Below are 24,968 nucleotides of genomic sequence, written 5' to 3'. Positions count from 1 at the left end.
ACGCGCCATGCCTTACAGCGGACTGCTACCCCCTCTGTTCGAGCGTCTCTCCGCCCAGGCGGACGAGGCGCCGGACTTCGACCACGATGCGTTGGCAGAGTCCGTACGCCAGGAGTTGTCGCGCCTGCTCAACACCCGTCGCCCCTCACGCACCAACGGGCAACAGCTCACCGTACTCGACTACGGCATTCTCGACTGGAGCGCCCTGCAGGCTCTGCGGGTTGATGACCGCCGCCTGTTGCTGCGGGAACTACGCGCTGCTGTGCAGCACTTCGAGCCACGCCTGCAACTGAGCGAGATCGACGTCGAGGCACTACCGGACCAGCCCCAACGCCTCGGTATCAGCCTGGCCGGGCATCTGCGCAGCGGTCGCCGCAGTTGGCCGGCGCTGTTCCTCCTCGCCCCCGGCAACAACGGCCTAGAGGTGCGCCATGAGCGACTCGATTGATGCCGATCTGCTGAATTACTACCAGCGCGAACTCACCTGGCTGCGCCACGCTGGCACCGGCTTCGCCCAGCGGTACCCGAAGGTGGCCCGACGCCTGGAACTGGCCCCCGGCGAATGCCCAGACCCTCACGTCGAACGGCTGCTGGAAGGCTTCGCGCTGCTCAGCGCGCGACTGCATCGGCGCCTCGACGATGACTACGCAGAATTCAGCGACGCCCTGCTGGAACAGCTCTATCCGCTAGCCCTGCGCCCCCTGCCCTCCTGCGCCATCGTACAATTCGAGCCGGACCCGACCCAGGGTAGCCTGGCCGAGGGCTACGTCCTGCCACGCGACACACCGTTGTTCGTCACCACTCGCGACGGTGCCAGCGTGCACCTGCGCACCAGCGCCGAGGCAGTGCTCTGGCCTCTACGTATCAGTGAGGCGACGCTGCTCGATGGCGACGCCGCCGTGGCTTTTTCTGGCCACCCGCGTGCACGCTCGGCTCTGCGCCTGAACCTGGAATGTCTGGGCGAATTCGACTGGGCACAACTGCCGGTGCGACGCCTGCGGGTGCACCTGGCCGCCTCACCGATGACCAACGCCACCCTCTACGACCTACTCGCGGCCCATAGTCTCGGGGTATGGAGCGGCGCGCCGACAGGCCCACTGCAAGCGGTACTCGGCGAGGTCGCCCCGGTGGGTTTCGCCGACGACCAGGCGCTACTGCCCGAGGAGGACAGCCAGCACCCTGGCCTGCGCCTGCTTGCGGAATACTTTGCCTTCCCCGACAAGTTTGGCTTCTTCGACCTGCCGCTATTGCCATCGGCCGTCGGCGGGCGAGATTGCCAGGTGCTGATTGCCTTCGACCGCGCCCCGCTGGGCCGACCGCACCTGCAGGCCAGCGAGCTGCGCCTGGGCTGTGCCCCGGCCATCAACCTGTTCCCACGCACTTCGGAACCATTGCGTCCGGACGGCACCCGCAGCGAATACCGCCTGGTGGCCGACGCCCACCGCGAGAACAGTGTAGAGATCCACAGCATTCGCAACATGCGTGCCGCAACTCTACAAGGGGTACGCCACGTGCCGGCCTACTACGGCCACAACCACGCAAGCGAAGGTCTGTACTGGCATGCCCGCCGTGTCCAGGGACTGAACCCGGCACGCTCCGGCAGCGACCTGTTACTAAGCCTGGTGGACACCGCCTTCGACCCACTGCAGGACGCCCCCGAGTACAGCCTCACCGCCGAGCTGCTCTGCACTAACCGCCACCTAGCCGAAAACCTGCCAGCCGGTACCCGCCTGGGCTTCGAGCGCCCCGGTCCGGTGGCCCTGGCCAGTTTGCTGACACCGCCGACACCGCAGAGCCTGCCGCGCCTGTCCGGCCCTTCGCGCTGGCGCCTGGTGTCCCAACTGAGCCTCAACCACCTGTCCCTGGTGGAAGGCCCCGAGGCTCTCGACGCGTTGCACGAGCTGCTGCATCTACACAACCTGCGAGACGAGGCAGGGGCCCGGCGCCAGGTGGACGGTCTGGTGGAGCTTACCTGCGAGCGGGTGATGGCGCGGGTCGGCGAGGACGCCTGGCGCGGCTGGCGCAACGGCCTGGAGGTGCGTATCCGCCTCGACCCGCAGCATTTCGCGGGTGTCAGCGCCGTGCTGTTCTCCGCCGTGCTGGCGCAGTTCTTTTCCCTCTATGCCACACCCAACCGCTTCGTGCGCACAGTGCTGGTGGACGCTGACAAGGAGGTTCGGACATGGCAGCCCCAGGCCGGCAAGCCCCTCAGCCTCTGAGCCAGCGCCTGCGCGAAAAGCCCCAGGCCTTCGAATTTCTCCAGGCCCTGTTGCTGCTGGAACGCGAGCGACCCGATGCCACTCCACTGGGCCAGGGCAGCAGCCCGGACGATGAAGCCCTGCGCCTGCGCGGGCCGCTCACACCGACCTTCTCCGCTAGCCAGGTGGAAGACTTGGAGGAACAGCCCGGGCAGACGCCCGTCCTCAGCACCGCGGTATTCGGCCTCGGCGGCCCCGACGGCCCCCTGCCCTACGCCTACCAGGAATGGCTGCAGCAACGCGCGCGCCACAAAGACCACGGTCCAGCGGAATTCCTCGACCTGTTCCACAACCGCCTGCTCGCCCAGCTCTACCGGGTGCTGGGCCGTCATCGCCTGGCACTCGGCTTCCTGCCTCCCGAACAAGCTCCCGTGCATCCGTCACTACTGGCCCTGGCCGGCCTGCTGCCGCGCAGCCTGCAACAGCGCATGGTTTTACCAGACGCCGCCGTAACGGCCCGCGCCGCACTGTTCAACGGCCCGCGCCGCTCTCTGGCTGGTTTAGCCGCACTGGTACGCCACCAGTTCGGCGTGGCGGTGGACTACGAGGCCTACCAGGGCGCCTGGCGGAAGATCCCCTCAGCCAGCCGTAGCCGCCTGCAACGCGGCGGCCGCAACCTCGGCCTGGGTCGTGACGCCGTCGCCGGTACTCGGGTCTGGGAAGAGCACGCCGGCATCCGCCTCACTCTCGGCCCGCTGAGCACCGAGCAAGCCAACGCCTACCTGCCCGGAGGCGCGCAGCACCAACGCCTCGCCGACCTCACCGGCCTCTACCTCGGCCCCGACCTGGACTGCCACCTGCGCCTGTTGGTACGCCCCAGCGCGCCGCTGCGACTGAATCGCCGGCAGCCGCCGCGCCTGTGCTGGAGCGGCGGCCTGCATCTGGCAACTGACAGCGCCCTGCAACGCATCGATACCCGCCTGCGGCTCAAGGAGATGACCTGATGGAGCTCGCCGCGCTGATCGGCCGCCTCAACGCAGACAGCCGCCGTGCCCTGGAGCGTGCTGCCCAGCGCTGCCTGCAGCGCACCCATCACTATGTGGAGATCGAACACCTGCTACTGGAGTTGCTCGACATAGAAGGTGGTGACCTCGCCTGGCTACTGCCCCGCTTCGGTCTGGAGCGCGACAGCGTAGCCACCGAGACCAACCGTGCACTTGAGCTGTTCAAGTCCGGCAGCACCCGTACCCCTGCGCTTTCCGCCCAGACCATCGGTCTGTTGGAAGACGCGGTGGTGCAGGCCAGCGTGCAGGGCCAGGCCAGCATCCGTTCAGGCCTGTTGCTGCTCGCCCTGCTGGATCGCGACGAACGCCGCAGCCTGCTACTCAACAGCGCCTCTTCGCTGCTGCGTATTCCTCGCGAAGCCCTGCGCACCAACTTGCTGGAGTGGACCCAGGCCTCCCGCGAGCACACCAGCGGCTCACGTCCGGCGGACAAGCCTCGCCCTGCTCAGGAAGCCCCCCAGGACAGTGTGCTCGACCAGTACACCCAGGACCTTACCGCCGACGCGCGCGCCGGGCGCATCGACCCCATCGTCGGTCGCGACAGCGAGATCCGCCAAAGCATCGACATCCTCCTGCGTCGGCGACAGAACAACCCCATCCTGGTGGGCGCCCCCGGCGTCGGCAAGACCGCCGTGGTCGAAGGGCTGGCCCTGCGCATCGCCGCCGGTGACGTGCCCCCACCTTTGCAGAACGTCATCCTGCGGGTGCTCGACCTCGGCCTGCTGCAGGCCGGTGCGGGGGTCAAAGGGGAGTTCGAGCAACGCCTAAAAGGCGTGATCGACGCCGTGCGCAGCAGCGAACAACCAATCATCCTGTTTATCGACGAAGCCCACACCCTGATCGGTGCAGGTGGCAGCGAAGGCGGCAGCGACGCCGCAAACCTGCTCAAGCCCGCCCTGGCACGTGGCGAACTGCGTACCCTGGCAGCCACCACCTGGCTGGAATACAAAAAGTACTTCGAGAAGGATCCCGCCCTGGCCCGCCGCTTCCAGCTGGTACAGGTAGAGGAACCCGACGAGGCCACCGCTGTGGAAATGCTACGCGGTGTCGCCGCCAAGCTGGAGCAGCACCACGGCGTACAGGTGCTCGACAGCGCCATCCAGGACGCAGTCAAGCTCTCCCACCGCTACATCTCCGGCCGCCAGCTGCCGGACAAGGCCATCAGCGTGCTCGACACCGCCTGCGCCCGCGTCTCACTCAGCCAGCACGACATGCCGCCACCGCTGGAAAGCCTGCGCCACCGCGAAGTAGCCGTAAGCGAAGAACTACAGCGCCTGCGCCGTGAACAGACCACCGGTCTAGACCACCGCGAGCGAATCAACGCTCTGGAGCAAGAGTCCACTGGCAACCGCAGTGCCATTCGTGAACTGGACACCCGCTGGGGCGAAGAGCGCGAAGCCGTACGCGAACTCCTGGAAGCACGTCGCGAACTGCTGGCCCTGAGCGAAAGCGCCGATGCCAGCCAGCCCGACGAGGCCGTGGACGAACGCATCGACCATCTGGCCGCCGAACTGGCGCGCCTGGAGGCGGGTCTCGACGCTATCCGCCAGGACGACCCGCTGGTGCCCGAGCAGGTGGACTCACGCACCGTAGCCGCCGTGATCGCCGGCTGGACTGGCATCCCCATCGGCAAGATGCTCGCCGACGAAGCTTATGCCGTGCGTACCCTCGGCCAGCGCCTAAGCCAGCGAGTAATGGGCCAGGACAGCGCCCTGGCCACCATCGCTCAACGCATCCAGGCTTACCGCGCCGGACTCACCGACCCGGCCAAGCCGGTGGGTGTATTCCTGCTGGTCGGCCCCACTGGGGTCGGCAAAACCGAGACCGCCTACGCCCTGGCCGACGCGCTCTACGGCGGTGAACGAAACCTCATCAGCATCAACCTCTCCGAGTACCAAGAGGCCCACACCGTCAGCCAGCTCAAAGGCGCCCCGCCCGGCTACGTCGGCTACGGCAGCGGCGGCGTGCTCACCGAAGCGGTGCGCCGCCGTCCTTACTCCGTGGTGCTGCTAGACGAAATCGAAAAGGCCCACCCCGACGTGCTGGAAGCCTTCTACAACGTCTTCGACAAGGGCGTGATGGAAGACGGCACCGGCCTGGTGGTGGACTTCAAGAACACCGTGATGCTCGCCACCAGCAACGTCGGCGCCGAACTGGTGCTGGACACTCCCACCGACCAGCTCGGCAGCGATGTCTTCAACGAACGCCTGCGCAAGATACTGCTACAGGCCTTCCGCCCCGCCTTCCTCGCCCGCATGACCGTGGTGCCCTACCGCCCGCTGCTTGAGGCCACGCTGGAAGGCATCGTCCTGGCCAAGCTGGAAAAACTGCGAGAACGCTACAAGGCCGCAACCGGTAAGCAATTCGATTTCGATCCGGCCATCGTCAAGGCCGTACTCGCCAAGTGCAGTTCGGCCGGAGCACGGGATATCGAGAATGTACTAATGGCGCAGGTGACGGGGAAGCTGGCGGAGTGGGTTCTTGAGTAACCCACGCGCAACGAGCTCCAGACCGATAAAAGGAATAAGCACATGCCCTCACACCTGAAACGGGTCAAGAAGAATACGGAAGAGTTCGTTCGTATTAACAAGTCCTTCAACCTGAAGGCCGCTCGGAAGAAAGTCACCGCAGTGAGGTTTGGAAACAGCATTTATCAAGTTACTGTCGCCAAAAACAACGAGATTATGATCTTTCGTCAGGTCGGCAACCGCCACATCGGCAAGCGGACGTACTTCCAGCGCGGAATGCGCACGCGCGAAAGCACTAAATTCAGCGCCATCCGAAATCATGTCTCATTCGAACTACCGCTGCCAGCGCCTTCCTATGTTCCGCAGGAAACCAAGTTCCTGAGTTACCTGGTACCGCACACGCTACTGCTCAAGAAGCGCAAGAAGACCCAATACGCAGTCATGGGCAACCAGAGCGCTCATGACCATATATTGGAGAACACTAGGAAAAGTGGCTTCGTTACCCGCACCGGCCGACACGAGTGGCTGCACCTGCAAGCGCACAGTCACGGCGGCCCCCAATCGGACAACAATCTGGTGGCAGGTAGCCGAGACTCCAACTCCCTGCAGATCGGTGTCGAGGATGCGTTGATCTTCTGCAGCAACCTGCTCAAGAAAATGAGCGACAACGAGATCCAGCTCCACGTCGACGTGTCCTGCCCCACACTACCGGGCACACACATCGGTACCGTATGCACCTATCTGCCGCGAATCATCGACGTCGGACAGGCCAGCACGGTCACCTGTGATCCGATACGGATAAACATGCATTTCCATGCCTCGCATTCCCTGCGCGGGCTGCAGTACGACCATGTTCGCGTGGTGTTCAAGGAGAGCTGCCGGAAGGTTCTCGGTAAGGCGGCCGATCTGCTCGCCATCGACGCTGAGCAATTGCTGGAAGAGCAGGACATCGACTTTCACATAGCCCAGCATTTGGGCGATGACGACATCGAAAGGGAGCTCGACGAAGCGGACGAGGAAGACACAGAAGAGTGAACCCAAAATCTTTCCGGATGGATTCGCCAAGGTTGCGGAGGTATCGTCGGTGAACAACCTCAATAGTTACATCAACATCAAAGAAACTCTGAATGCGGCACTTTTCGCCTTACTCCCGGCGGGGAGGCCATCGGGCAACGAGCGCTACCTGCATTTCGATAACCCCCAGATCCAAGGAGATCCCCTACGACTCTCCACCCAGCAGTATCCGTACACTCCTCTGGGAACCATTGGCGTTCAGAACCTCACGGATCAGAGCGCCTCTGTGGTCACGACTCAACTCAATCGCCACAACCAGAGCACCAGTTCCCGTAGCGCTGCGCAACTGATTCTGCTCGACACCGAAGATCAAGCCCTAATTGAAAAGGCCCTGAAGCGCGACGCGCGGCACACCGACGGGCTATTGCTGAACTCGAGCATGCTCTTTGGAACGAGCAATGCAGATGCCGACTGGATCATCACGCATCACGAGAGGGTGGCGAAACACCTGCAGGGGGCAAGCACTCCGCAAAACAATCCCAACTTTTCGGCCAGCTCGGCCAAACATCTTGCCAGACTCAAGGCCTCAAATCAGGGGTTGTACAGCAAGGTGTTCACCTGGCTGTTTTGGGAGCACGAGCGAACGTTCCGACATGGCGAGAAATCCGCCACTCGTCTTAGCCATCACTACACGAATCTGAGCAGCGACATGTCTCGCGCGCAGCAAATCACCGAAACGCGCGGAGAGTATGCGGCGGCAAAAATCATGCTGACGGTCTTGAGCCATGAATACCAGATGAAGATGGGCAAATCGCCCAATGGCGCCCGGCCCAACGGTATCGACCAGATATGGGTCAAGCGCAACCTGCAAACCAATACCGTCGAGGAGTACATCATCGTTGAGTCAAAGGGCAGCTACCGCGCCCACCTCGGACACCCAGCCGACGGAGCGCAGATGTCGCCACGCTGGGTGTTTTCCTGCCTGATTTCGATGGCCGCTGGAGAGGCTTCCTACATTCACACCGCGACGACCAATACACGACTCGCGAAAAAGATGCTGAATGCCATGGTGAACAACACCGTCCCAGTGCGCGGCCTGATATTCCACTCACTTCACGGCACACAGCAACACTCGAAGATCATCCACATGACCGACTTGACACCCTATAACTGCCCCGCCCTGTTTACCCAGGCCAACGCCGGCAACCAGATTTTCGCCAATGCGCCCACTACAGTGGGAATGGATCTGGACCAATAGATGCCGCAGCTCAACGATGCCAACACCAGCCTGACACTCGATACTGCCGTTCTCTCTGCGTTGTACTGTGAGTCATTTTCAAGCCACGAGGCTATGGATTCACTTGGCGAACTCGTCCTCCTTGGAAACAGCGACTGCGCGCTGAACTTGGCGAACGCTGTGACAGCCCATGTCACCACGATCCTCCACAACGATAACCAGCAACGCCCCCTTGACGCCCTGATCGCCGAAATCCGCCAGCTCCCTGCAGATGCCACTGCCGAGCGCTATCAGTTGGTGCTACGCCCCTGGCTCTGGTGGCTAACGCTCGCCAGCAACAACCGAGTCTTCCAGAACCTGTCCACCAGCGACATCGTCACCACCATCTTCAAGGCCCACGGCTTCACCGATTTCAAGCTGTCGCTAACCGGCAGCTACGAGCCGCGCGAGTATTGCGTGCAGTACGGGGAAACGGATTTCGCCTTCGTTTCGCGGCTGCTGGAGGAGGAAGGCATCTTCTGGTTCTTCACCCACGAGAACGGCAAGCACACGCTGGTGCTGGGCGACAGCAGCGATGCCTTTGTGCAGATCCCCAACGGGCCGAAAGTGCCCTACCTGGGTCAGGGCATCGGCGTGCGCGAGTTGCATGGTATCCGCTCGGCGCAGTACAGCGTGCAGGCGGTAAGCGGGGTGTACAGCGCCACGGACTATGCCTTCACCACTCCCACCACCTCGCTCTACAGCCAGGCCGAGGCGGTGGCCGGACCGTTGTCGATGTACGAACATCCAGGCGGCTATATCGCCAAGGCGCGCGGCGATGCGCTGACCAAGCAGCGCGTAGACGCGCTGCGCAGCCAGGAGAAACGCCTGATCGGCGAGAGCGACTGCCGCTGGCTGGTGCCCGGCCACTGGTTCACTCTCACCGGGCATGACGACGCCAGCCTAAACATAGATTGGGTGGTGACCGCCGTCACCCATGACGCCAGCCACGAGCACTACCGCAACCGCTTCGAGGCCATCCCCAAGGCAACCGCCTACCGCCCGCCCCGGCTCACGCCCAAGCCGCGCATGCACACCCAGACCGCGCAGGTGGTAGGCAAATCCGGCGAGGAGATCTGGACCGACCAGTACGGCCGCATCAAGATCCAGTTCCCCTGGGATCGCGACAGCAAGAACGACGAAACCTCGTCCTGCTGGGTGCGCGTGGTGCTGCCCTGGAGCGGCAAGGGCTTCGGAATGCAGTTCATCCCGCGTATAGGCCAGGAGGTGATCGTCACCTTCATCGATGGCGACCCTGATCGCCCGCTGGTCACCGGCTGCCTCTACAACGGCGACAACACCCTGCCCTACGCCCTGCCGGACAACCAAACCCAGTCCGGCATCAAGACCAATTCCTCCAAGGGCGGCGGCGGCTTCAACGAACTGCGCTTCGAGGACAAGAAGGACGCCGAGGAAGTCTTCCTCCAGGCGCAGAAGGACATGAAGGTCAACGTGCTCAACGACAGCACCGCCACCATCGGCCACGATGAAACCCTCACGGTGCAGAACGCCCGCACCCGCACGGTGAAGGAAGGCGACGAGACCATCACCCTGGAGAAGGGTCAGCGCACGGTAACCATCCAGACCGGCAGCGACACCCTCGACGTGAAGGACAGCCGCACCGTCAGCGTCGGAGCCGACCAGACCCACAGCACCGGCGGCAACTACAGCCACAAGGTCAGCGGCAACTACGAGTTGACCGTGGACGGCAACTTCACAATCAAGGTGACCGGCACACTCACCCTGCAGAGCGGCGGCGACTTCACCGCCAAGAGCGACAAGAACCTCACCACCCAGGCCGGCATGGCGCTCACCGACAAGGCCGGTACCTCGCTCACCAACCAGGCGGGTACCTCCCTGGACAACAAGGCCGGCACCACCCTGACCAACGACGCTGGCGTCAGCCTCACCAACAAGGCCGCCGCTGAACAGACCGTGGATGGCGGCGGCATGCTGACCATCAAAGGCGGCCTGGTGAAGGTCAACTGAGGCGCCCATGGCCAACGGCAATCTCGACCTCACCCGTGGCGACAGCCGCCTCCAGGGCACACTGCAGGACGGCGCCCTCGATGGCCCGGTACGCATCCAGGAAGCCGGTCGCCCGCAGGCCCAGCTCAGCTACGCCAACGGCGTGCTGCAAGGCCCCAGCATCCTCTACCACCCCAACGGCCAGGTGTCGGCGCAACTGCCCTACGCTGATGGGCGCCTGCATGGCGTGGCCCAGTACTTCGCCGCCGAAGGCTGGCTGCAGCGCAAGGTCACCTATAGCCAAGGCTTGATGCACGGCGAAGCCAGCAGCTACTACCCGGACGGCAGCCTGGCCGAACTGGAGTTGTACCGCGATGGCGTGCGTGACGGCCTCTATCAGCGTTTTCATGGCAACGGCCAGATGGCGCATCGCAGCCGCTACGTCAACGGCAAGATGCTGGACGAAGGTCAGGGGTTCGCCGAGGACGGCCGACCGCTGGATGAAGGTGGCAAGCCTATATCACGGCTGCGCTGGTGGTGGCGGCGCTGGCAGGAGTCGGCCGAGGCCTGATCAGGGAATCAGCATCTGCATCTGACCGGGCATGACTACCTTGATCACACCGGCCCAATTGCACATCAGAGTGCTGTTGGAATCGAGCGACGGCATGCTGCCGAGCAGCATGGTCGGCGGCCCTCCCAGAATCCAAGGCGTCGCCGTGGCCGGTATGCAGGGCATGGGCGTCAACACCCCCAATGCTGCAGCGGTCGCGCCTGCGACCATGGGGTTGGCGAGACTCTGGCACATGCCGAAAGGAAGAATGTTCACCAGCGGGATGTGATCCATGATGTTCGCCGCCGGCATGCCAGCCGTGAGCATGCGGTTCTGCGGCAACACGTTCAACATACTCGGAGCAACACCAAAACTGCATTGCAGCGTGGCGCCACTACATACCTGTGGACAGCCCATAGATTGATGTGCCTCCGGTCACAACGCTAATTGCTTGGTTTACAGGCTAGCTGAAGTTCTCATCAACGATGAGAAGCACCTCTATCACCAACTCCTTAACCTAGCCTGCCACGGTATGCCATATAGCTGGACATACCGACTCATCATGATGAGCGAGCATTCTGGGTGTCAGAATCCGGTACCTAACCCAAGGCCCCGAGGGCACTCCTGCTCCTTACCGAGAAGATACTCTGCATGCGTAATCAGAGTAAAAACGCCGGTGGGGCAAAAAGTGGGGCAAAATTCGATGATAGGCAAAAACCATCAGACATAAAAAATCCAACCACCGCTAAGTGATTGGATTTTCTAGGGTTTTTTGGTCGGGACGGAGTGATTCGAACACTCGACCCCTTGCACCCCATGCAAGTGCGCTACCGGGCTGCGCTACGCCCCGACGGTGCTTCCGGGTGACCGAAAGCGGGAGGAACTATACATTAAGCTTTTGAAATAAGGCAACTTTTTCTTAGCCTTACTTCTTCAGTACATGCAGAACGTCTTCGAGTTCGGCAATCATCTGTTTGATCAGTTGACGGTACTGGGTGGTATCGTCTTTGGCTTCGTCACCAGAAAGGCGCTGACGAGCACCGCCGATGGTGAAGCCTTGATCGTACAGCAGCGCACGAATCTGCCGAATCATCAGCACATCCTGACGCTGGTAGTAGCGACGGTTACCCCGCCGCTTTACCGGGTTCAGCTGTGGGAATTCCTGTTCCCAGTAACGCAGAACATGGGGCTTGACCGCGCAGAGTTCACTGACCTCACCAATGGTGAAGTAGCGTTTGCCGGGAATTGCCGGTAGTTCGTCGTTATGACTTGGTTCCAGCATAGGCCTCGACCCTGGCTTTCAATTTTTGCCCTGGACGAAAAGTGACCACACGGCGTGCCGTGATTGGAATCTCTTCCCCTGTTTTCGGGTTACGGCCGGGTCGCTGGCGCTTATCGCGCAAGTCGAAGTTGCCGAACCCGGACAGCTTGACCTGTTCGTTCAGCTCAAGAGCCTGGCGGATCTCTTCAAAAAACAGCTCCACCAGTTCCTTGGCTTCCCGTTTGTTCAGGCCGAGCTCTTCATACAGACGTTCCGCCATCTCAGCTTTCGTCAGAGCCCCCATACGCTACTTCCTTAACGTGGCGTTGAACCTTTGTTCGAGGCAGGTGAGGATGTTTTGCGTAGTAGTACTCACCTCATCGTCATTAAGAGTGCGCGATGGATGTTGCCAGGTCAAGCCGACGGCAAGGCTTTTTCTAAGCGGATCAATGCCTTTACCGTGATAGACGTCAAATAGCTTGAGGTCTGTCAGCCATTCGCCCGCTGTTTCACGGATTGCTCCCATCACAGCCTCGGCAGGCTGCTCGCGATCAACCAGCAACGCCAGGTCACGACGCACTTCAGGGAAGCGCGACAATTCGCTGAATGCAGGCATGCGGCCAGCAACTACTTCGGCCAGCACCAGCTCAAAAAGGAACACTGGCTGATCCAGGTCCAGAGTTTTGGCAAGTTCTGGATGCAAGGCACCGATGAAGCCGACCAGGCGCCCTTCCCGCTCGATGCGAGCAGTCTGACCCGGATGCAGAGCAGGATGCTCGCCCGGCACGAAGCTGAAGGCATCGGCTGCACCGGCATAGCCCAGCAACGCTTCGACATCAGCCTTCAGGTCATAGAAGTCGACGTTATCGCGACTGTTGGCCCAGCCTTCAGGGAGGCGGCCGCCAGTGATCACACCAGCGAGCATGGCTTCCTGCTGCAGGCCGTCCAACTGACCCACGAAGCGCAGACCACCCTCGAACAGACGCACGCGCGACTGCTGACGGTTGAGGTTGTGCTGCAGCGCCTTGACCAGGCCCGGCCATAGCGAGGAACGCATGGCAGCCATGTCGGCAGAAATCGGGTTGGCCAGTTGCAGCGGCTCGACGCCTGGGGTGAACAGCTCGAACAGCTTGGGATCAATGAAGCTGTAGGTGATCGCTTCCTGATAACCACGGGCGACCAGCAGCCGGCGCAGCGCAGGCAGTTCGGCACGCGCCTCGGCCTTGGTCTGCGGCGCCAGGCGAGCTTGCGGGTAGCGCACTGGCAGGCGGTTGTAGCCGTAAAGGCGGCCCAGCTCTTCGATCAGATCCACTTCCAGGCTGATATCGAAGCGATGGCTCGGCACCTTGACCAGCCACTGAGCGTCGCCCTGGGCGGTAACGCTCAGGCCCAGCGCAGTGAGCAGGCGCTCGACTTCGGCGCTGTCCATCTCCATACCCAGCATCTGACTGATGCGCTCGGCACGCAGGGTGATCGGCGCCACAACGGGCAGATCAGCCTCGCTGCAGGCCTCGATGATCGGCCCGGCTTCGCCGCCGACGATCTCCAGCAGCAGCGCAGTAGCGCGCTCCATCGCCCTGCGCGCCAGTTGCGAGTCCACACCGCGCTCGAAGCGATGCGAGGCATCGGTATGCAAACCGTAGGAACGAGCCTTACCAGCAACAGCGATGTTGTCGAAGAAGGCGCTTTCCAGGAACAGGTCGCGCGTCTTGTCATTCACGCCACTGCGCTCACCACCCATGACACCGGCGATGGCCAGAGCACGACTGTGATCAGCGATAACCAGGGTGTCGGCACGCAAGCTGGCTTCCTGGCCGTCGAGCAGCACCAGTTTCTCGCCCTCTTCCGCCATGCGCACACGAATGCCGCCATTGATCTCGGCGAGGTCAAAGGCGTGCATCGGCTGACCCAGCTCGAGCATCACGTAGTTGGTGATGTCCACCGCCGCATCGATACTGCGGATATCGGAACGACGCAGGCGCTCGACCATCCACAGCGGAGTCGGACGAGACAGGTCGACGTTGCGTACAACTCGGCCCAGATAACGCGGGCAGGCCTTGGGGGCCAGTACGTCGACCGGACGCACTTCGTCATGCGCGGGCGCAACGGCTTCGATAGCGACTGGCGAAACGGCAGCGCTGTACATGGCACCAACTTCGCGGGCAAGACCAGCCAGCGACAGGCAGTCGCCACGATTTGGGGTCAGGCCAATCTCTATGCTGGCATCGTCCAGTTGCAGGTAAGCGCGAATATCGCTGCCCACTGGTGCATCGGCCGCCAGCTCCATCAGGCCGCTGTTGTCTTCGCTAATCTGCAGTTCGGAAGCCGAGCACAGCATGCCCTGGGACTCTACGCCGCGCAGCTTGGCCTTCTTGATCTTGAAGTCGCCCGGCAGCTCGGCACCAATCATGGCGAACGGAATCTTGATGCCGGCGCGGGCATTGGGCGCACCGCAGACGACCTGGAAGGTCTCGGCACCGTTGCTCACCTGACACACACGCAGCTTGTCGGCGTCAGGGTGTTGTTCGGCACTGAGGATCTCACCGACCACGATGCCACTGAAGGCACCGGCCACCGGCTGTACCGCGTCGACTTCGAGGCCGACCATGGACAGGCGCGCGACCAGATCCTCACGGGATACATCGGGATTCACCCAGTTGCGCAGCCACTGTTCACTGAATTTCATGTTGTCTGTTCTCCTTAAACGAATTCGATCACGAGGGGCGGCTGCTAGCGAAATTGCGCCAGGAACCGCAGGTCGTTATCGAAGAACAGGCGCAAGTCGTTGACGCCATAACGCAGCATGGCCAGGCGTTCGACGCCCATGCCAAAGGCGAAACCGGAGTATTTTTCCGGGTCGATGCCGCTCATGCGCAGCACGTTCGGATGCACCATGCCGCAGCCCATCACTTCCAGCCAGCCAGTCTGCTTGCACACGCGGCAGCCCTTGCCGGAGCACATCACGCACTGCATGTCGACTTCGGCCGACGGCTCGGTGAAGGGGAAGAAGGACGGACGGAAACGCACGCCCAGTGGCTTCTCGAAGAACACCCGCAGGAATTCCTCGATGGTGCCCTTGAGGTCGGCGAAGCTGATGTCCTCGTCGACCAACAGGCCTTCGACCTGATGGAACATCGGCGAGTGAGTGATATCGGAGTCGCAGCGATAGACGCGGCCGGGGCAGACGATGCGGATCGGCGGCTGCTGCGATTCCATGGTGCGCACCTGAACCGGCGAGGTGTGGGTGCGCAGCAGCATGTTCGCATTGAAATAAAAGGTGTCGTGCATCGCCCGTGCCGGGTGGTGGCCGGGGATGTTGAGCGCTTCGAAGTTGTGGTAGTCGTCTTCGACTTCCGGACCCTCGGCAACGCTGAAACCAATATGGGTGAAGAACTGCTCGACACGCTCGAGCGTGCGGGTGACAGGGTGCAGACCGCCAGAGGCCTGACCACGGCCAGGCAGGGTCACGTCGATACGCTCAGACGCCAGCTTCTCGGCGAGCAAGGCCTGCTCAAGCACGGATTTGCGGGCATTCAGGGCGTCTTGCACCTGATTCTTGGCAGTGTTGATCAAGGCGCCAGCCTGTGGACGCTCTTCGGCCGACAGCTTGCCCAGAGTCTGCATCAGGGCGGTCAGTTCGCCTTTCTTGCCAAGGTACTGAACCCGGAGCTGTTCCAGGGCATTGACATCTTCACTTCGTTGCACGGCCTCAAGCGCTTGCGAGACCAATGCATCCAGATTTTCCATTTACAGACTCCAGATACGAAATAGGGGAAGAGCTGTTAAGGCTCTTCCCCTATCTTTGACGTTGCCACCGGGCGAGCCCGGTGATTGTCGGGGGACTTAAGCCAGAACGGCCTTAGCTTTCTCGACAATCGCAGCAAACGCCGCTTTTTCGTTCACTGCCAGATCAGCCAGAACCTTACGGTCGATTTCGATCGACGCTTTCTTCAGGCCAGCGATCAGACGGCTGTAGGACAGACCGTTGACGCGAGCACCAGCGTTGATACGAGCGATCCACAGTGCGCGGAACTGACGTTTTTTCTGACGACGGTCACGGTAGGCATATTGACCAGCCTTGATGACAGCCTGCTTGGCAACACGGAACACGCGCGAACGAGCGCCGTAGTAGCCTTTAGCCAGTTTCAGAATCTTTTTGTGACGAGCACGAGCGATAACGCCACGCTTAACACGAGCCATGAGTAATTACCTCTAAGTATCTTGACCGATTAACGAACGCGCAGCATGCGCTCGACTTTAGCTTTGTCCGACGGACCGATCAGCGAGCTGCCACGCAGCTGGCGCTTACGTTTCGTGGACATCTTGGTCAGGATGTGGCTCTTGAAAGCGTGCTTGTGCTTGAAGCCTGTAGCAGTCTTCAGGAAGCGCTTCGCAGCACCGCTCTTGGTTTTCATTTTTGGCATGTTTTGTACTCCGCATTCATTAACAACTGATAACCATCAGGCCTGCCAGTGCCCGGTAGATTATTTACGCTTCTTGGGTGCGATGACCATCATCAGCTGGCGTCCTTCCAGCTTAGGATGCTGTTCTACGGTGCCGATTTCAGCGAGGTCAGCTTCGACCCGCTTCAACAGCTCCATACCCAGTTCCTGGTGAGCCATCTCACGACCGCGGAATCTCAGAGATACCTTGGCCTTGTCCCCGTCTTCAAGGAAACGTACCAGGTTGCGTAGTTTTACCTGGTAATCCCCATCTTCCGTCCCTGGACGAAACTTGATTTCTTTAATCTGCTGCTGGTGCTGGTTCTTCTTGGCAATAGCAGCCTGCTTCTTCTTCTCGAACAGGTGCTTGCCGTAGTCCATGATGCGGCAAACTGGCGGCAGCGCGTCAGCAGAGATCTCTACCAGATCCAGCTTGGCTTCTTCAGCCACGCGCAATGCCTCATCGATCGAAACGATACCGACCTGCTCGCCGTCTGCGCCAATCAGGCGCACTTCACGAGCGGTGATGTTTTCATTGATCGGCGCCTTAGGGGCGGCCCGCTTGTCCTGTCTCATTTCACGCTTAATAGTTATTACTCCAAATCTTGGCGACCACGCCGGGAAACCGCTTGCTGCAACTGTGCGGCGAACTGCTCGATGGGCAGAGAGCCCAAATCGACGCCTTCACGAGTACGGACAGCAACGGATCGAGTCTCGACCTCCCGATCTCCAATAACCAAGAGATAGGGAACCTTGAGCAAGGTATGCTCGCGGATTTTAAAGCCGATCTTTTCGTTTCTCAAGTCAACCTTGGCACGAAAACCGCTTTGATTGAGAGTTTTCTCGACTTCACGGGCAAAATCGGCCTGCTTATCGGTGATATTCATGATCACCGCCTGGGTTGGAGCGAGCCAAGCAGGGAAAGACCCAGCGTAATGCTCGATCAGCATACCGATGAAACGCTCGAACGAACCGAGGATCGCACGGTGCAACATGACCGGGCGCTTGCGATTATTGTCTTCGGCGATGTAGCTGGCATCCAGACGCTCAGGTAGGTTCGGGTCGTACTGCAGCGTGCCGCACTGCCAGTTACGGCCCAGGCAGTCACGCAGGGTGAACTCGATCTTCGGACCGTAGAAAGCACCCTCGCCCGGTTGATATTCCCAGGCCAGGCCGGATTCGTTCAGCGCCTCGGCCAGCGCGCTCTCGGCGCGATCCCACAGCTCATCAGAGCCCACGCGCTTGGCGGGACGAGTCGACAGCTTCATGGCGATATCGCTGAAACCGAAGTCTGCATAGACCTGCAGAGTCAGCTTAATAAAGTCGGCCGCTTCCTTCTTCACCTGATCTTCAGTGCAGAAGATGTGCGCATCATCCTGCACGAAGCCACGCACACGCATGATGCCGTGCAGCGCACCGGACGGCTCGTTGCGGTGGCAGGCACCGAACTCGGCCAAGCGCAGCGGCAGGTCGCGGTAGGACTTCAGCCCCTGATTGAAGATCTGCACGTGGCACGGGCAGTTCATCGGTTTCACGGCGTAGTCGCGGTTTTCCGAAGCCGTGGTGAACATGTTCTCGGCGTAGTTGGACCAGTGCCCGGAGCGCTCCCACAGGATGCGGTCGACCACCTGTGGCGTGCGCACCTCAACGTAGCCGTTCTCACGCTGCACCTGGCGCATGTACTGCTCCAACACCTGGTAAACAGTCCAGCCATTGGGGTGCCAGAAGACCATACCCGGTGCTTCTTCCTGCAGGTGGAACAGATCCAGCTGCTTGCCGATGCGGCGGTGGTCGCGCTTCTCGGCCTCTTCGATGCGCTGGATATAGGCAGCCAGCTGCTTCTTGTCCGCCCAGGCGGTACCGTAAATGCGCTGCAGCTGCTCGTTCTTCGAGTCGCCACGCCAGTAGGCACCGGAAATACGGGTCAGCTTGAACGCCTTGAGGAAGCGAGTATTCGGCACATGCGGGCCGCGGCACATGTCGACGTATTCCTCATGGAAATACAGGCCCATGGCCGCTTCGTCCGGCATGTCGTCAATCAGACGCAGCTTGTATTCCTCGCCACGCGATTTGAACAGCTCGATGACCTCAGCACGCGGCGTCATCTTCTTGATGACGTCGTAGTCCTTCTCGATCAATTCGGCCATGCGCTTCTCGATGGCCGCCATATCTTCCGGCGTGAAGGGGCGGTCGATGGCGATGTCGTAATAGAAGCCTTCGTCAATGACCGGACCGATCACCATCTTGGCATTCGGATACAGTTGCTTGACGGCATGCCCAACCAGGTGAGCACAGGAGTGACGGATGATTTCCAGCCCCTCTTCGTCCTTCGGCGTGATGATCTGCAAGGTGGCATCGGCATCGATCACGTCACAGGCATCGACCTGCCTGCCATCGACCTTGCCAGCCAGGGTGGCCTTGGCCAGGCCCGCACCAATGGATTGAGCGACCTCCAGCACGGATACCGGATGATCGAACGAACGCTGACTACCGTCGGGAAGAGTAATGATGGGCATGGCGCCTCCTCTCCTAGTGGTGACCCCTACCAAAGGTCACGTGGGTTGGGATGAGCCAGGAAGCGATTCAGCGGTATACCCACCTAACGATGGCAGGAGCCCGAAGGCCAACCAGACCGAACCAGAGTCACTGGAAGTAAAGAGTGCGGATGCTTTCAGAAAGCCTGAGCCCTGACAAGCCGCCGCTAGACACAAACAAGCAAAACCTGACGCATATTCACCCAACAAAATCGGGCAATAAAAAAGGGGTCGCTTAGCGACCCCTTTTTATCGATTTGGTAGGCACAATTGGACTCGAACCAACGACCCCCACCATGTCAAGGTGGTGCTCTAACCAACTGAGCTATGTGCCTTCGATGGGTGCGCATTCTACGCAGATCTTTTTGGCCGTCAACAGATTTTTTCGCTAACTCACTGAAATAGGCCAATTTTTTATCGAAACCGGATCGTTGAATATTTTGCACGGGCACTAGCCGGCTATTTTCAACTCAGGTAGCATCGAATCATTCGTAAAAAATAAAGAACAGAGGTTCAATATGGCGCACACGGCATATCCACAATCCTATTACGCCGCCTCAGCCAACCCCGTCCCACAACGCCCTGCCCTGCAAGGCGAAGTGGAAACCGATGTGTGCATCATCGGCGCGGGTTACACCGGCCTGTCCACGGCACTATTTCTGCTGGAAAACGGTTTCAAGGTAAGCATCGTCGAAGCGGCCAAGGTCGGCTTCGGTGCTTCCGGTCGCAACGGCGGACAGATCGTCAACAGCTACAGCCGCGACATCGACGTGATCGAGCGCACGGTCGGCCCCAAGCAGGCACAGCTGCTTGGGCAGATGGCCTTCGAGGGCGGCCGCATCATTCGTGAGCGCATCGCCAAGTACGACATTCAGTGCGACCTGAAGGATGGCGGCGTGTTCGCCGCGCTGACCGCCAAGCAGATGGGTCACCTGGAATCGCAAAAGAAACTGTGGGAGCGCTACGGTCACAACCAGCTGGAACTGCTGGACGCCAAACGTATCCGTGAAGTCGTTGCCAGCGAGAACTACATCGGCGGCATGCTGGACATGAGCGGTGGCCATATACATCCGCTGAACCTGGCCCTGGGCGAAGCCGCTGCGGTGGAATCACTCGGCGGCGTGATCTATGAACAGTCCCCCGCTATCCGCATCGAGCGCGGCGCCAACCCGGTGGTGCACACCCCGGAAGGCCGCCTCAAGGCCAAGTTCGTGGTGGTCGCGGGTAACGCCTACCTGGGTAACCTGGTGCCGGAACTGGCGGCCAAGTCGATGCCGTGCGGCACGCAGGTGATCACCACCGAGCCGCTGTCCAACGAAGTCGCAGCCAGCCTGTTGCCGCAGGACTACTGCGTCGAAGACTGCAACTACCTGCTCGATTACTACCGCCTCACCGGCGACAAGCGCCTGATCTACGGCGGTGGCGTGGTCTACGGCGCCCGCGACCCGGCCAACATCGAAGCGATCATCCGGCCGAAGATGCTCAAGACCTTCCCGCAATTGAAGGACGTAAAAATCGACTTCGCCTGGACCGGTAACTTCCTGCTGACGCTGTCGCGTCTGCCGCAGGTGGGTCGCATCGGCGACAACATCTATTACTCGCAAGGCTGCAGCGGCCATGGCGTAACCTACACGCACCTGGCAGGCAAGGTGTTGGCCGAGGCGCTGCGCGGCCAGGCCGAGCGTTTCGATGCTTTCGCCGGGTTGCCACACTACCCCTTCCCAGGCGGTCGGATGTTTCAGGTACCGTTCAGCGCCCTCGGTGCCTGGTACTACACGCTGCGCGACAAACTTGGCGTGTGATCATCCTGCAGATCAATGAAAACGGCGCCCTCGGGCGCCGTTTTCATGTGCATCATGGGCAGACCGACAAGGCCTGACACTGCCCGCCAGAGCCACTGGCCTTGGGCGGCACGGCGAATCGCGAATCCTCCGGCGCAAGACGCTGCGCACAGGCCTGAGCCTGCTGCGCCGCAGAAGCACAACCCTGCTCCCCCAGCACTTGCGACAGGTTGAACCAACCGGCGGCGAAATCCGGCTCACGCTTGATGCTCTCACGCAATGCCTGCTCGGCGCCCTTGCGATCACCATCGGCATAGCGGCTGTTACTCAGGGCGAACCAGGGCAGCGCCTGTTCCGGCCAGGCCTCGGCGGCGCGGCGATAGGCTCGCCTTGCCGGCTGGGCATTGCCGGTTTGCTCGAGGTCGTTGGCAGCCTTCATCCAGACATGCATGTCTGCCTGCGCCGGCAGGCGCTCCGGTGGCAGGGTCACCACCGCCCAACGACCACCGCGTGCCCAGGTTCTATCGAAGCTGTTGAAGCTGTCTTCAAGCCTGCGCGTGGTGGCTGAGCGCAGAATCAGCGTGCGCTCGCGACGGTCGTAACCCACCACCACCGCGAAGTGCCACTGCGGGTACCAGTCAAACGCCAGGTTCTGCAGCACCAGCACCGGGTTGCCGGCTGCGACCTCGGCCAGTACGGCCTCCAGGCGCGGCTGCAGCGGATACACCAGCATTTCGTGATTGCGTGCGGCGGCGACCATCTCGACCTGCAGGCTGCCTTCACGGCTGGGGATGTAGACCTTGTCCTTGAGCGCACCGGGTGTGGTCAGCACACCACGCTGATTGAGCATGGTCGCCAAGGCCGCCGGTCCGCACTGGTAGGCGTTCTGAGGAAAGAAGGGAACGTCGGTGAGTTCCACCCGCTCAGGCAAACGCTCGCCCACCGGTGATAACACCGGGGAGCGAGCGCAGGCTGTGAGTAGAACGATCGATGCAATACAGCAGAGGCGAATCAGCGATTTATGCATTTAACGAAACTGAAGATGTTGGTGGCGCACAGCATATCAGTGATGATGAAGATCACCAGAAACAACACGATGATACCGACCACACCCGCACCGGCAGGCGCCTGATCCAGCTGCTGGTTGAACTGCGCCAGTTCGGCCGGGGTCAGGCTGGCGATACGCGATTCGACCTGATCACGGTCGACGCCCATCGACACCAGTTTCTCCTTCACCTGCTCGTCATCGAGCATGGCCATCAACTGCTCCTGATCCACCTTGTGCTGCTGCTCAGCGATCACCTCGTGGGTGCCGACCATCGCCGCATTCGCAGCAGGAATCTGTACCACCAGCAGCAGGTGAAACAGCGCGGTAATGGCTGCCAGACGGCGCATAACGGGGTTCATGGAAATTGTCATTGTGGTTATCTCCTGAGGGACGAGGTAGCCAATAGACAGCATCCAAATCGCTCAGGTTCACTCCGCCAGTCTGCGCATGTTCACGTTTCCATCAGAAGCTGGCTGAGCACCGCACGCAGCTTGTTCGGCTTGACTGGTTTGTTCAGCAGCGGCGCACCCAGCGCTTGCAGCTCGCGTCGGCAAGCATCACTGCGATCGGCGCTGATGATCAACGCCGGAATCGGCCGGGAAAATTCTTCACGCAACTGCTGGATCACCTGACAACCGAGCACCCCGTGATCGAGGTGAAAATCCGCCAGGATCACCTCCGGCGCCCTGCCCTGCAGGCGCTGCAGCGCCTCGGGGAGATCGACAGCCGTCACCACCTCGCAACCCCACTGCCCGAGCAACGCGTCCATGCTGTGCAGGATGTCCACTTCGTTGTCGATCACCAGCAGCCGCCGGCCCGGCAAGGGGTTGCCGAGAACCGCTTGCGCCACGGACGGCACCTGGCGCTGCGGCCTGGCCTGCGCCAGTGGCACGCGAATGCTGAACACCGAGCCGCGCCCTGGCTGCGAACGCACCTGCACCGGATAACCCAGCATGCGCGCGATGCGCTCGACGATGGCGAGGCCCAGGCCAACGCCCTTGCGCTCAGCGGCACGCCCGACCTCCAGTTGATTGAACTCGAGGAAAATCTTGTCCATTTGATCCACCGCGATGCCCCGACCACTGTCCCATACCTGCAGCTCGACGAAATCGCCACGGCGCCGCGCGCCGAGCAGTACACCACCGCGCTCGGTGTAACGGCAGGCATTGCTGAGGAAATTGCGCAGGATACGCGTCAGCAAGCGGAAATCGGTGTGCACCGCGTAGTCGGCGATACGCACGCGCAGACGCAGGTCACTGGCGCTGGCGACGCTGTCGAACTCGGACGCCAGTGGCGCCAGCAGCTCTTCGAGGCGATAGACATCGACATCTGGCTTGATCGCCGCCTGATCCAGCTTGGAGATGTCCAGCAGGTCGGCGAGTAGGTCTTCGGCGCCCTCCAGCGCCAGGTGGCTGCGCTCGACCAGGTTGTGTTCGGCGCTCGGCAATTCACGCTCACGCAAGGTTGAGATCAGCAATCGCGCTGCGTTGAGTGGCTGCAGCAGGTCGTGACTGGCTGCGGCCAGGTACTTGTCCTTGCTGCGGTTGGCCGCCTCGGCAGCGTCGCGTGCCTCGCGCAGGGCCAGTTCGATGCGCTCACGCTCCTCGATCTGCCGCTGCAGGTTGCGGTTGGATTCGAGCAGCTCGTAGGTGCGCGCTGCAACGCGGCGCTCCAGTTCGTCGTTGAGTTGTTGCAGGCGCTGCTGCGCCTGCTTGCGCTCGGTGATGTCGGCGACGAAGCCTTCGAAGACGCCCTCGCCTTCGGGCTTGAGCAGCAGGTTCATCAGCACGTCGATTGTGCTGCCATCGCGCCGCCGCAGGCGCGTCTCGTAGCCGAGCAGGGCCTGGCCCTGGCTCAGTCGCTGGCGAATCACTTCCAGCTCGTCGAAGCCGCCCACGAACAGGTGCCGGGCCAGATCGCCCAGCGACCACAGCACCTGCTGCGGGTCGTCATAACCGAGCATGCGCGCCATTGCTGGATTGGCCGCCAGCACACCGTCCTGCAGACTGGCCTGGAAGATGCCGTGCACCGCGTGCTCGAACAGCCATTTGTAGCGGTTGCGCTCGGTTTCCAGCTCTTCCAGGCGCGTCAGCAGCTCGGGGTAGTGGCTCTTGCGCGCAGACTGGCTGCCAAGACCTAGCAGCCCAGCCAGCGCTTCGTCAGAGCGCCTCGCCATACACCACCTCGACGTCACGCTGGGTCGACTCGCGCGGGTTGGTGAGGATGCACGGGTCGTCCATGGCATGGCTGGACAAAAACGGAATGTCCGAGGTGCTGACACCATGCAGGCTTAGCGTCTCGCGGAAACCCATGGCGTGCTTGAAGGCGATCAGGTGCTCGACCAGGCGCTGGCGAATCTGTGCGTGGTTGAGCCCACGGCAGTCGATGCCGAGGGTTTCGGCGATGACCTTGAAACGCTCCGGCGCCGCGCTGTAGTTGAACGCCACCACGTGCTCGACCAGTACGGCGTTGCACAGACCGTGCGGCAGATCGAGAAAGCCGCCCAGGCTGTGGCTCATGGCATGCACCGCACCAAGAATTGCGTTGGAGAACGCCAGGCCGGCCTGCATGCTGCCGAGCATGATCTTCTCGCGCAGGGCGATGTCGGCCGGGTTGGCGATCATCTGCACCAGGTTGCCGTTGATCAGGCGCATGGCCTCCAGCGCATGCGGGTCGGTGAGCGGGCCGTTGCCGGTGGACACGAACGCCTCGATGGCATGCACCAGAGCGTCGATGCCGGTACAGGCACTGAGGAACGGGTCCATGCTCAGGGTGGTTTCCGGATCGATCAGCGACACGTCCGGCACCACCGCCTTGCTGACGATGGAGAACTTCATCCGCTCCTGCTGGTTGGAGATAATCACGAACTGTGACACGTCGGCCGAGGTGCCGGCGGTGGTCGGAATCAGTATCAGCGGCGGGCTCGGCACGCGAATGGTGTCCACACCCTCGAATTCGAGAATGCTGCGACCATGGGCGACGACGATGCCAATGCCCTTGGCGCAATCCATCGGGCTGCCGCCGCCGACGGCGACGATGACGTTGCAACCTTCGCTGCGGTAAAGCTCGGCCCCTTCCATCACCTCTTCCACGCGCGGGTTGGGCGATACCCTGGTGTACAGGCAATAAGCGATGCCCTGCGCCTGCAGACTGACCTCGACATCGCCGGCCCAGCCGGCGGCGACCACACCGGGATCGGAGACGATCAGCACCTTGCGCGCACCGAAGGTCTTGGCGTAGTTACCGACGTTATGCCGGGAGCCGGCGCCGAAGATAATTTCGGGGGAAACGAATTTTCGCAGCTGACTCAAATCGTGGCTCATACAACGGCCTGAAATTTCTTGTTATGGAATGGCGATCAGCC

General features: G+C 61.4%; 22 protein-coding genes and 2 tRNA genes. 9 read left to right on the top strand and 15 right to left on the bottom strand.

Annotation, left to right across the window (positions count from 1 at the left end):
- The first annotated feature begins 7 nt into the window (after window positions 1-7).
- The 8 genes from tssE to BM059_RS21225 are packed head-to-tail and all read left to right on the top strand — an operon-like array spanning window position 8 to window position 10,559.
- Window positions 8-448, top strand: a complete 441-nt coding sequence (gene tssE, locus BM059_RS21260; protein WP_074941246.1) for a type VI secretion system baseplate subunit TssE — start codon at window positions 8-10, stop codon at window positions 446-448.
- Window positions 432-2,219 carry a type VI secretion system baseplate subunit TssF gene (tssF, locus tag BM059_RS21255; protein WP_074941245.1) on the top strand — a complete coding sequence of 596 codons (1,788 nt, stop codon included), beginning with the start codon at window positions 432-434 and terminating at the stop codon, window positions 2,217-2,219. Before tssE ends, tssF begins: the two co-directional genes overlap by 17 nt.
- Window positions 2,183-3,202 (top strand): type VI secretion system baseplate subunit TssG, encoded by a 1,020-nt coding sequence (gene tssG, locus BM059_RS21250; RefSeq protein WP_074941244.1) that lies wholly within the window; start codon window positions 2,183-2,185, stop codon window positions 3,200-3,202. Before tssF ends, tssG begins: the two co-directional genes overlap by 37 nt.
- On the top strand, window positions 3,202-5,751 hold the full coding sequence (gene tssH / locus BM059_RS21245) for a type VI secretion system ATPase TssH (protein ID WP_074941243.1): 2,550 nt from the start codon (window positions 3,202-3,204) through the stop codon (window positions 5,749-5,751). The genes tssG and tssH overlap by 1 nt, the downstream gene beginning before the upstream one ends.
- Before the next feature lie 42 nt (window positions 5,752-5,793).
- Window positions 5,794-6,765, top strand: a complete 972-nt coding sequence (locus BM059_RS21240; RefSeq protein ID WP_074941242.1) for a hypothetical protein — start codon at window positions 5,794-5,796, stop codon at window positions 6,763-6,765.
- Between the two features lie 49 nt (window positions 6,766-6,814).
- Window positions 6,815-8,002 (top strand): hypothetical protein, encoded by a 1,188-nt coding sequence (locus tag BM059_RS21235; RefSeq protein WP_074941241.1) that lies wholly within the window; start codon window positions 6,815-6,817, stop codon window positions 8,000-8,002.
- Window positions 8,003-10,009, top strand: a complete 2,007-nt coding sequence (gene tssI / locus BM059_RS21230) for a type VI secretion system Vgr family protein (protein ID WP_074941240.1) — start codon at window positions 8,003-8,005, stop codon at window positions 10,007-10,009. It begins immediately after the preceding gene.
- Between the two features lie 7 nt (window positions 10,010-10,016).
- The gene (locus BM059_RS21225; RefSeq protein WP_037002037.1) at window positions 10,017-10,559 is read left to right on the top strand and encodes a toxin-antitoxin system YwqK family antitoxin; all 543 of its coding nucleotides are present in this window, start codon (window positions 10,017-10,019) and stop codon (window positions 10,557-10,559) included.
- On the opposite strand, the gene BM059_RS21220 is transcribed toward BM059_RS21225, so the two are convergent.
- The 11 genes from BM059_RS21220 to BM059_RS21170 all read right to left on the bottom strand — a co-directional run bounded on the left by BM059_RS21220 (window position 10,560) and on the right by BM059_RS21170 (window position 19,110).
- Window positions 10,560-10,955, bottom strand: a complete 396-nt coding sequence (locus BM059_RS21220) for a DUF4280 domain-containing protein (protein ID WP_074941239.1) — start codon at window positions 10,953-10,955, stop codon at window positions 10,560-10,562.
- 356 nt (window positions 10,956-11,311) lie between these two features.
- Window positions 11,312-11,388, bottom strand: a tRNA-Pro gene (locus tag BM059_RS21215).
- 75 nt (window positions 11,389-11,463) lie between these two features.
- Window positions 11,464-11,820, bottom strand: a complete 357-nt coding sequence (locus BM059_RS21210) for a MerR family transcriptional regulator (protein ID WP_013716019.1) — start codon at window positions 11,818-11,820, stop codon at window positions 11,464-11,466.
- Window positions 11,801-12,103 carry an integration host factor subunit alpha gene (gene ihfA, locus BM059_RS21205; protein ID WP_003243414.1) on the bottom strand — a complete coding sequence of 101 codons (303 nt, stop codon included), beginning with the start codon at window positions 12,101-12,103 and terminating at the stop codon, window positions 11,801-11,803. The genes BM059_RS21210 and ihfA overlap by 20 nt, the downstream gene beginning before the upstream one ends.
- A gap of 3 nt (window positions 12,104-12,106) precedes the next feature.
- Complete coding sequence (gene pheT / locus BM059_RS21200; protein ID WP_074941238.1) at window positions 12,107-14,485, bottom strand: phenylalanine--tRNA ligase subunit beta; 2,379 nt, start codon at window positions 14,483-14,485, stop codon at window positions 12,107-12,109.
- A gap of 44 nt (window positions 14,486-14,529) precedes the next feature.
- Window positions 14,530-15,546 carry a phenylalanine--tRNA ligase subunit alpha gene (gene pheS, locus BM059_RS21195; RefSeq protein WP_036998367.1) on the bottom strand — a complete coding sequence of 339 codons (1,017 nt, stop codon included), beginning with the start codon at window positions 15,544-15,546 and terminating at the stop codon, window positions 14,530-14,532.
- Between the two features lie 96 nt (window positions 15,547-15,642).
- Window positions 15,643-15,999 carry a 50S ribosomal protein L20 gene (gene rplT, locus BM059_RS21190; protein WP_003461224.1) on the bottom strand — a complete coding sequence of 119 codons (357 nt, stop codon included), beginning with the start codon at window positions 15,997-15,999 and terminating at the stop codon, window positions 15,643-15,645.
- 29 nt (window positions 16,000-16,028) lie between these two features.
- Window positions 16,029-16,223: a 50S ribosomal protein L35 gene (gene rpmI / locus BM059_RS21185; protein ID WP_003461222.1), complete on the bottom strand. Its 195-nt coding sequence runs from the start codon at window positions 16,221-16,223 to the stop codon at window positions 16,029-16,031.
- 60 nt (window positions 16,224-16,283) lie between these two features.
- Window positions 16,284-16,835: a translation initiation factor IF-3 gene (gene infC, locus BM059_RS21180; RefSeq protein WP_169886860.1), complete on the bottom strand. Its 552-nt coding sequence runs from the start codon at window positions 16,833-16,835 to the stop codon at window positions 16,284-16,286.
- Window positions 16,835-18,757 carry a threonine--tRNA ligase gene (thrS, locus tag BM059_RS21175; protein WP_074941237.1) on the bottom strand — a complete coding sequence of 641 codons (1,923 nt, stop codon included), beginning with the start codon at window positions 18,755-18,757 and terminating at the stop codon, window positions 16,835-16,837. Before thrS ends, infC begins: the two co-directional genes overlap by 1 nt.
- 276 nt (window positions 18,758-19,033) lie before the next feature.
- Window positions 19,034-19,110: transfer RNA gene (locus tag BM059_RS21170), tRNA-Val, on the bottom strand.
- Between the two features lie 183 nt (window positions 19,111-19,293).
- Between BM059_RS21170 and BM059_RS21165 the strand changes: the two genes are divergently transcribed.
- Entirely contained in the window at window positions 19,294-20,577 is a 1,284-nt protein-coding gene (locus BM059_RS21165; RefSeq protein ID WP_074941236.1) for an NAD(P)/FAD-dependent oxidoreductase, read from the top strand.
- Window positions 20,578-20,629: 52 nt separating this feature from the next.
- Here BM059_RS21165 and BM059_RS21160 read toward each other — a convergent pair whose 3' ends face one another.
- From BM059_RS21160 to ercA, 4 genes are all read right to left on the bottom strand, one after another.
- Window positions 20,630-21,583 (bottom strand): PA2778 family cysteine peptidase, encoded by a 954-nt coding sequence (locus BM059_RS21160; RefSeq protein ID WP_394328017.1) that lies wholly within the window; start codon window positions 21,581-21,583, stop codon window positions 20,630-20,632.
- Window positions 21,568-21,975 (bottom strand): PA2779 family protein, encoded by a 408-nt coding sequence (locus BM059_RS21155; RefSeq protein ID WP_036998373.1) that lies wholly within the window; start codon window positions 21,973-21,975, stop codon window positions 21,568-21,570. The genes BM059_RS21160 and BM059_RS21155 overlap by 16 nt, the downstream gene beginning before the upstream one ends.
- An 80-nt stretch (window positions 21,976-22,055) precedes the next feature.
- Window positions 22,056-23,780, bottom strand: coding sequence for a hybrid sensor histidine kinase/response regulator (locus BM059_RS21150; RefSeq protein ID WP_074941234.1), 1,725 nt, complete (start codon window positions 23,778-23,780; stop codon window positions 22,056-22,058).
- The gene (gene ercA, locus BM059_RS21145; protein ID WP_074941233.1) at window positions 23,764-24,927 is read right to left on the bottom strand and encodes an alcohol dehydrogenase-like regulatory protein ErcA; all 1,164 of its coding nucleotides are present in this window, start codon (window positions 24,925-24,927) and stop codon (window positions 23,764-23,766) included. Before ercA ends, BM059_RS21150 begins: the two co-directional genes overlap by 17 nt.
- Between the last annotated feature and the right edge of the window lie 41 nt (window positions 24,928-24,968).

The sequence above is a fragment of the Ectopseudomonas composti genome (assembly GCF_900115475.1).
GTDB classification, from domain to species: Bacteria; Pseudomonadota; Gammaproteobacteria; order Pseudomonadales; family Pseudomonadaceae; genus Aquipseudomonas; species Aquipseudomonas composti.
The sequence above is the reverse complement of the archived record's forward strand: the minus strand, read 5'-3'. Positions and strand labels throughout refer to the sequence as shown.

What these genes read in the sequence shown, in the direction of transcription:
- BM059_RS21210 (WP_013716019.1), bottom strand. Translation starts at nt 11,820, where the DNA reads ATGCTGGAACCAAGTCATAACGACGAACTACCGGCAATTCCCGGCAAA.
- rpmI (WP_003461222.1), bottom strand. Translation starts at nt 16,223, where the DNA reads ATGCCAAAAATGAAAACCAAGAGCGGTGCTGCGAAGCGCTTCCTGAAG.
- thrS (WP_074941237.1), bottom strand. Translation starts at nt 18,757, where the DNA reads ATGCCCATCATTACTCTTCCCGACGGTAGTCAGCGTTCGTTCGATCAT.
- pheT (WP_074941238.1), bottom strand. Translation starts at nt 14,485, where the DNA reads ATGAAATTCAGTGAACAGTGGCTGCGCAACTGGGTGAATCCCGATGTA.
- rplT (WP_003461224.1), bottom strand. Translation starts at nt 15,999, where the DNA reads ATGGCTCGTGTTAAGCGTGGCGTTATCGCTCGTGCTCGTCACAAAAAG.
- BM059_RS21220 (WP_074941239.1), bottom strand. Translation starts at nt 10,955, where the DNA reads ATGGGCTGTCCACAGGTATGTAGTGGCGCCACGCTGCAATGCAGTTTT.
- tssE (WP_074941246.1), top strand. Translation starts at nt 8, where the DNA reads ATGCCTTACAGCGGACTGCTACCCCCTCTGTTCGAGCGTCTCTCCGCC.
- BM059_RS21240 (WP_074941242.1), top strand. Translation starts at nt 5,794, where the DNA reads ATGCCCTCACACCTGAAACGGGTCAAGAAGAATACGGAAGAGTTCGTT.
- tssG (WP_074941244.1), top strand. Translation starts at nt 2,183, where the DNA reads ATGGCAGCCCCAGGCCGGCAAGCCCCTCAGCCTCTGAGCCAGCGCCTG.
- BM059_RS21225 (WP_037002037.1), top strand. Translation starts at nt 10,017, where the DNA reads ATGGCCAACGGCAATCTCGACCTCACCCGTGGCGACAGCCGCCTCCAG.
- ihfA (WP_003243414.1), bottom strand. Translation starts at nt 12,103, where the DNA reads ATGGGGGCTCTGACGAAAGCTGAGATGGCGGAACGTCTGTATGAAGAG.
- tssH (WP_074941243.1), top strand. Translation starts at nt 3,202, where the DNA reads ATGGAGCTCGCCGCGCTGATCGGCCGCCTCAACGCAGACAGCCGCCGT.
- BM059_RS21155 (WP_036998373.1), bottom strand. Translation starts at nt 21,975, where the DNA reads ATGACAATTTCCATGAACCCCGTTATGCGCCGTCTGGCAGCCATTACC.
- ercA (WP_074941233.1), bottom strand. Translation starts at nt 24,927, where the DNA reads ATGAGCCACGATTTGAGTCAGCTGCGAAAATTCGTTTCCCCCGAAATT.
- BM059_RS21150 (WP_074941234.1), bottom strand. Translation starts at nt 23,780, where the DNA reads ATGGCGAGGCGCTCTGACGAAGCGCTGGCTGGGCTGCTAGGTCTTGGC.
- BM059_RS21160 (WP_394328017.1), bottom strand. Translation starts at nt 21,583, where the DNA reads ATGCATAAATCGCTGATTCGCCTCTGCTGTATTGCATCGATCGTTCTA.
- tssI (WP_074941240.1), top strand. Translation starts at nt 8,003, where the DNA reads ATGCCGCAGCTCAACGATGCCAACACCAGCCTGACACTCGATACTGCC.
- pheS (WP_036998367.1), bottom strand. Translation starts at nt 15,546, where the DNA reads ATGGAAAATCTGGATGCATTGGTCTCGCAAGCGCTTGAGGCCGTGCAA.
- BM059_RS21165 (WP_074941236.1), top strand. Translation starts at nt 19,294, where the DNA reads ATGGCGCACACGGCATATCCACAATCCTATTACGCCGCCTCAGCCAAC.
- tssF (WP_074941245.1), top strand. Translation starts at nt 432, where the DNA reads ATGAGCGACTCGATTGATGCCGATCTGCTGAATTACTACCAGCGCGAA.